The sequence below is a fragment of the Mesorhizobium sp. M7A.F.Ca.CA.002.09.1.1 genome (assembly GCF_003998555.1).
Lineage (GTDB): Bacteria > Pseudomonadota > Alphaproteobacteria > Rhizobiales > Rhizobiaceae > Mesorhizobium > Mesorhizobium ciceri.
Genome location: NZ_RZRR01000246.1, coordinates 1 through 6,533, shown reverse-complemented (window position 1 = coordinate 6,533; position 6,533 = coordinate 1). Strand labels below are relative to the sequence as shown.

Annotated in this window: 5 protein-coding genes; all 5 read left to right on the top strand. The window is 63.7% G+C overall.

Annotation, left to right across the window (positions count from 1 at the left end; all coding sequences use genetic code 11):
• Positions 1 to 99: 99 nt before the first annotated feature.
• On the top strand, positions 100 to 1,719 hold the full coding sequence (locus EN994_RS13275) for a hypothetical protein (protein ID WP_063167697.1): 1,620 nt from the start codon (positions 100 to 102) through the stop codon (positions 1,717 to 1,719).
• Entirely contained in the window at positions 1,716 to 2,648 is a 933-nt protein-coding gene (locus EN994_RS13270) for a dimethylarginine dimethylaminohydrolase family protein (RefSeq protein WP_013532649.1), read from the top strand. Before EN994_RS13275 ends, EN994_RS13270 begins: the two co-directional genes overlap by 4 nt.
• 150 nt (positions 2,649 to 2,798) lie before the next feature.
• Entirely contained in the window at positions 2,799 to 4,952 is a 2,154-nt protein-coding gene (locus EN994_RS13265) for a penicillin-binding protein 1A (RefSeq protein WP_127307578.1), read from the top strand.
• A 253-nt stretch (positions 4,953 to 5,205) separates the two neighbouring features.
• Positions 5,206 to 5,790, top strand: a complete 585-nt coding sequence (locus EN994_RS13260) for a DUF1214 domain-containing protein (RefSeq protein WP_013532651.1) — start codon at positions 5,206 to 5,208, stop codon at positions 5,788 to 5,790.
• Positions 5,783 to 6,352 carry a DUF1254 domain-containing protein gene (locus EN994_RS13255; protein WP_013532652.1) on the top strand — a complete coding sequence of 190 codons (570 nt, stop codon included), beginning with the start codon at positions 5,783 to 5,785 and terminating at the stop codon, positions 6,350 to 6,352. The genes EN994_RS13260 and EN994_RS13255 overlap by 8 nt, the downstream gene beginning before the upstream one ends.
• The last annotated feature ends 181 nt before the right edge of the window (positions 6,353 to 6,533 follow it).

The window sequence follows — 6,533 nt, the reverse complement described above, 5'->3', positions numbered from 1 at the left end:
GGATGGTATACGCAAGGAACCTCAGGTGAACCGAATTTGCACGAACCGGGAAAACATATCACTTTTTAGCGAACCGCTTCACTGCTTTCTTCTCATGCCATGGAGAAACCGGTGGCCACCTCGGCGCAAGCAACCGCCCTTGCCTGTCTCGACGGCATCCAGCCGTTGTTGTCCGCGTGGACACGCATCATCTTCGATTACGGCGAGACCGCGTGGCGGGAATATCAATCCGCCGCCTGGTATGTCGAGCGACTGAAACTCGAAGGCTTTTCTGTCGAAGAAGGCTCCGGCGGCATGCCGACCGCCTTCTGCGCACATTGGACCAACGGCCCCGGCCCGACCATCGGCATGTACGCCGAATACGACGCGGTGCCGGGCAATTGCCAGGATGCCGCTACGGTCGAGCGTCCGCGCCGGGGACTTGGCAACCAGGCCGGCGGCCACACCGACCCGCATTCCGGGCTGGGTATTTCGAGCCTCGGCGGGCTGCTGGCGACCAAGGCCGCGATGCAGCGCCACGGCATATCAGGCACGCTGCGCTTCACCGGCGAGCCGGCGGAAAAGGTGCGTGGGTCAAAGCCGATCCATGCCGCCAAGGGCTATTATGACGGCCTTGCCGGCATGATCTCCTTTCATCCGTTCTACATGCTGCCGCTCTGCAACACGGCGCGCTGGGACACGCATTGCGGCGCGGCCTACGCGATGATCTATCGCTTCATCTGCGACCAACCGGAGCGCTGGGCGCTGGCTGCGGGTGCTGCACCCATTCCGCAAGCACATTCGGCGGCGCGCGCGCCCGGCGCCAACGACGCATTGATGATGATGTACATGGCCTCCAAGGCTCTGCGCGATTCCATGCTGCCTCACCAGGGCGGCTGGTCGATCAGCGAGGCGATCCTGACGGCGGGGCAAGCGACCGCCGACAATTTGCCGGCGGGGCTGGCCGAGATTCAGTACATGATCCGCGTGCCGACGCTTGCCATGGCCGAGCAGGTCACCGCGGTGCTCGACCGCAATGCCGAGGCGGCGGCAGCGATGAGTGATTGCCGCACCGAGCGGCATTGGGTGTCGAAGTCACGACCGGGACTTGCCAATCATGCCATGGCCGAGATCGCCTATGAAGCGCTGTCGGCGGTCGGGCCGCCGCGCTGGGACGAAGACGCCAAGGCAGTCGCGCGCGAAATGCAGGTCAATGCCGGGCGCATGGCGAGCGACGAGCCGTTCATCGAAGAGCTGGAGCGCCTGATCGAGCCGCAGGCGGCGGAAGCGATCCTGCGCCGCGACCTGCCGCCCTCGCAGGTCAATTCGACCTCCGACGATTACACCGACATGAGCTGGCATACGCCGACGGCGCGCTTCTATGTCGCCCGCCCGGCGCTGCGTTCGGAGACCGGCTATCCCTATCCAGCCTGGGTGATGAATGCGCTGGGCGGTATTTCGGCCACGATCGACCCGATGGTGGCCTGCGCCTCCCGCACGATTGCGCTTGCCGCCCTTCGCCTGCTGGAAGACCAGACTGCCCGCGAGGCGGCGATGGACGAGTTCGTTACCCGCACCGGCGGCGGCATCGGCGGTTCGAACTGGATCGCACCGCTTTGCGACTACGAGCCGCCGATCGGGTTTCGCTGGCCAGAATATGTCACCACCCCGCGTGGACGCGACTGGTGGATACCGAGCAATCAGACACCCCCAAGTCACCTCACGAGGAGCATCCCATGACCGTTCATGACCGCATTGTCGCCGAGCCGTTTTCGCTGCAGCGCCGCAACCCCGCCGGCGGCACCAAGCCGCTGACCGCCTGGGGTTTTGCCAACGAGACCGACGTGCTGACCGACGTCCTGCTCGGCTCGCCCAATTTCCTGCGTCATCTGTCGACCAGCTCGCTGTCGCGCAAGCACCTGCGCGAGGCGCCCTGCAACGTGCAGATCGCACAAGCACAGCACAAGGACCTGGTCGCCGCCTACGAGCATTTCGGCGTCAACATCCACTGGCACGAGCCGACGCCCGAGCTGCCGATGCAGGTCTATTCCCGCGATTCCAGCGTCATGACGCCCTACGGCGCCTTCATCACCGCCATGGCCAACTGGTGGCGGCGCGGCGAGAACTATGCCGCGATCCGCACCTATGAAAAACTCGGCATCCCGATCTACGACATGGTCACGGCTGGTACGTTCGAGGGCGGCGACTTCAACGTCATCGAGGATGGCGTCGTGCTGATAGGCTGCGGCGGCGCGCGCACGCAGGAGGAAGGTGCGCGCCAGGTGCAGGCCTGGTTCGACAAGGAAGGCTGGGAAACCCGCATCGCCTTCATCGACGAATATTACGTCCATATCGACCTGATGGTGGTGCCGATCGCCGAAAAACTGACCGCCGTCTGCCTTGCCTGCACCGAGCCCGGCATTGTCGACTGGCTGAAGGGCAAAGGCCACGAGATCATCGACGTGCCGTTCCAGGACACGATGGCGCTCGGCTGCAACTTCATGTCGCTGGGCAAGGACCGGGTGATCGCGCCGACCTCCAGCCAGTCGCTGATCGGCCAGCTCAAGGCCCGCGGTTTCGAGGTCGCGGCCGTCGACATGAGCGAGATTTCGAAGACCGGCGGCGGCATCCACTGCATGGCGCAGGCGCTGAAGCGCGAACCGGCCTGAGCCGGCTCGCCCCTCAGCAACAAACCCGATACTGTGTCTTCGCTGCCCTTGTGAGTGCTGGAAAAATGGAGGAATAGTCTTGCGGAATGCATCGCCCTGAAATTGCCGGTTTGCGGTACTCAGGTCGTGCAATTGCTAGCCGGATTCCGAATGGCCAGTCCCGAACCGCGCAAGAGAAGAGGTCCGATCGCCGCCCGGCTGCTGGCGCTCGACGCGTGGATCGATTCCTCGCTCTACGAGATCGGCTTCAAGGCGCGCGAGTTCTGGGAATCGGCGACGATCTTCTCGCGGCGCTTCCGCGTCAACGGCTGGCGCCGTGGCATCATCGAAGTGTTGAGCGAAGGTTTTACGCTCGGCGCCGGCGGCATCGTGGTGATGCTGGCGCTGGCCATTCCGGCTTTCCAGGATACGGCCGGCGACTGGCGCGCCCAGGGCGACTTCGCCGTCACCTTCCTCGACCGCTATGGCAACGAGATCGGCCAGCGCGGCATCATCCAGCGCGATTCCGTGCCGGTCGACGAGATGCCCGATCACGTCATCAAGGCGGTGCTTGCTACCGAGGATCGCCGCTTCTTCGATCACTACGGCATCGATGTGCTCGGCCTTTCCCGCGCCATCTTCGAGAATGTGCGGGCCAATTCCGTCGTTCAGGGCGGCTCGAGCATAACCCAGCAGCTGGCCAAGAACCTGTTCCTCACCAATGAGCGCACGCTAGAGCGCAAGATCAAGGAAGCCTTCCTGTCGCTGTGGCTCGAGGCCAATCTGTCGAAGAAGGAAATCCTGCAGCTCTATCTCGATCGAGCCTACATGGGGGGCGGTACGTTCGGCATCGAGGCGGCCGCCGATTTCTATTTCGGCAAGAGCGTCAAGGATCTGAACCTCGCCGAGGCGGCGATGCTGGCCGGGCTGTTCAAGGCGCCGACCAAATATGCGCCGCACATCAACCTGCCGGCAGCGCGCGCACGCGCCAATGTGGTGCTGTCCAACCTTGTCGATTCCGGCTTCATGACCGAGGGGCAGGTTCTGCAGGCAAGGCTGCATCCGGCCGATGTCGTCGACCGCGGCGAGCAGAAAAGTCCGGACTATTACCTCGACTGGGCATTCGACGAGGTCAAGAAGATCGCCAAACCGGGCCAGCACTCGCTTGTTGCCCACACCACCTTCGACGCGAACATCCAGAAGGCAGCGGAAGAATCGGTGGAGTTCCACCTGCGCCAGTTCGGCAAGGAGTACAACGTCACCGAAGGTGCCGTCGTCGTCATCGAGACCAACGGCGCCGTGCGCGCCATCGTCGGCGGCCGCGACTATGGCGCCAGCCAGTTCAACCGCGCCACCAAGGCGCTGCGCCAGACCGGCTCGTCATTCAAACCCTATGTCTATGCAACGGCGATGGAACACGGCTTCACGCCCAACTCCATCATCTCCGGCGGCCCGATCAGCTGGGGGTCCTGGTCGCCGCACAATTACAGCGGCGGATCGGCGGGCAATGTAACTCTGATCATGGCTATGGCCAAATCGATCAACACCGTGCCGGTTCGGCTGGCCAAGGATCACCTTGGCATCGGGCCGATCAAGGCCATGGCCGAGGCGATGGGCGTGGAATCGCCGCTCGAAGCGCACAAGACGATGGTGCTGGGCACCTCGGGCATGACGGTGATGGACCAGGCGACGGGCTACAGCGTGTTCGCCGACAACGGTTTCGTCGGCTTCCGGCACGGCATCAGCCAACTCGTCACCCGCACCGGCGAGGTGGTTTATGATTTCGCCAAGGATGCGCCGCCGCCACACCGGGTGTTGTCGGAGCAGGCGCTGAAATCGATGAACACCATGCTGGCGGCAGTACCGGTGATGGGCACGGCGCGGCGGGCCCAACTTCCCAACATCGTCGTCGCCGGCAAGACGGGCACGACGCAATCCTACCGCGACGCCTGGTTTGTCGGCTTCACCGGCAACTACACGGCGGCGGTATGGATGGGCAATGACGATTTCACGCCGACCAAGAACATGACCGGCGGCTCGCTGCCTGCGATGGTATGGCAGCGCCTGATGGTCTATGCGCACCAGAACATCGACCTCAAGCCGATCCCGGGCATCGACAAGCCCTTCGTCGACGAGGAGATCGCTGCCAAAGCCGAGGAAGCACAGAAGAAGAGCGACGCGCAGGCGGTGGCCGATGCAGCCGCCGAACGGCCGCCGGTGCTGTCCAGCCGCACGACGCAGACGCTGCGGGACATGACCAGCCTGTTCCAGTCGGCGCCCGTCCTCAATACGCCTCAACCGCCGGAGACGCTGTCGGCGCTGTGATGGCGCGCCTCTTCCTTCTCCACCTGTGGGAGAAGGTGGATCGGCGCGCAGCGCCGAGACGGTTGAGGGGTGCTGGCCGGATCACCGTCCTTGCGAAGCTGGAACACCCCTCATCCGACCGAGCTTCGCTCGGCCACCGTCTCCCGCAGGTGGAGAAGGAAGAGGCGGCTGCAATTCTACATCGGCCCGCTTGCCACAAGGCCCTGCGCCGCGATATCCCCGAGCGGCAACTCTTCGGTGTCCCCGGCCCTTCATGCTCAAAACTGCCTTCCTGACGTTGCTTTCGCTTGCCATAGCCATCATCGGCGGTGGCGGCAGCGTCTGGTATGCGCTGAAAGTCCAGGATGGCGTCGGCGCCATCCGGATCGGTCAATGGACAGCCTTTCCCGATATCGGCACGCCGTCCGCCGATCCTTATTCCAAGGCTCGCGTGGCGCGCGAGGGCGTGCTTGCACTCGGCCGTGCCGAGGGGCTGTCCTTCGTCGCCGAGCGAGACACGGGCGGCGCCGAGCTCAAGCGCGAATGCACCTACACCATCGAGGGCGGATTTCCGACGGCGCGGTTCTGGACGCTCTACGCCGCCGACCAGTCGCTCAGCGTGGTCGAGACCGGCAAATCCCGGCTGGCGGCGCTGCAATCCTACGGGGTGGTGCGCCAGCCCGACAATTCGGTGATCATTTCCGCCGGCCATCACCCGATGCCCGGCAATTGGCTGCTGACAGACGGCTTCGGCAGGATGTATTTCGTGCTGACCTTCTACGACACGCCAATCGCCAGCAGCACGGGCCTGTCGGACGTCTCGCTGCCGCGGATCGTCAAGGTCGGCTGCGATGCGTAGTTTTTATGCGGCGATGCGCAGACTTTTGCATGCCGTCCTGCTCGGCCTGCTCGGCGCCGGCATTGTGCACATCGCCGTGCTGCTTCTGGTGCCTGAATTTTCCGAACGCGACGCCTGGTCGCGGCTGTCCATGGCTTCGGATCTCTACAAGATGACGCGGCTCGATGCCGAGGCCGGTGGGGCGCCCGTGGTGAAATCCGTCGACCCGCTGTTTTATGCAACGGCGTGCCGGTTCGACCTGGGCGAAGGTTTGGTCCGCGTCAAGGCACCTGGACATGTCCCGTTCTGGTCGGTGTCGGTCTATGACCGCAGCGGCCACAACATCTATTCCTTCAACGACCACACAGCGACCGGCGGCGTTCTGGATGCCGTGGTGCTGACGCCGGCGCAGATGATCGACGTGCGCAAGGACCTTCCAGAGGATCTTCAGGGGGCGATCTTCGTCGAAGCGCCGATCGAGGAAGGCATCTTCGTCATCCGTGCCTTCGTCCCCGACAGCAGCTGGAAGCCGATCGTGTCGCGCTTCTTCGAACAGAGTTCCTGTGAGTTGCAGGACTTCTAGAGCGTGTCGCGTCTGAACGGATTCAGACGACCCGCTTTAGGTCTTTGTTTTCATGCATGTCGTTCTCCAAAACCGAGGTCACTTTTGGGCGACATGCACTAGACATGATCCCGGACCAAAGGTCCGTGGCCGCCGAAACTCAGTGGTGCGGGACCGGCTTCGTCCCGGGCGATCCCGTCTT

Coding starts and splice junctions, on each gene's coding strand:
- EN994_RS13275 (WP_063167697.1), top strand. CDS start 100: ATGGAGAAACCGGTGGCCACCTCGGCGCAAGCAACCGCCCTTGCCTGT.
- EN994_RS13270 (WP_013532649.1), top strand. CDS start 1,716: ATGACCGTTCATGACCGCATTGTCGCCGAGCCGTTTTCGCTGCAGCGC.
- EN994_RS13265 (WP_127307578.1), top strand. CDS start 2,799: ATGGCCAGTCCCGAACCGCGCAAGAGAAGAGGTCCGATCGCCGCCCGG.
- EN994_RS13260 (WP_013532651.1), top strand. CDS start 5,206: ATGCTCAAAACTGCCTTCCTGACGTTGCTTTCGCTTGCCATAGCCATC.
- EN994_RS13255 (WP_013532652.1), top strand. CDS start 5,783: ATGCGTAGTTTTTATGCGGCGATGCGCAGACTTTTGCATGCCGTCCTG.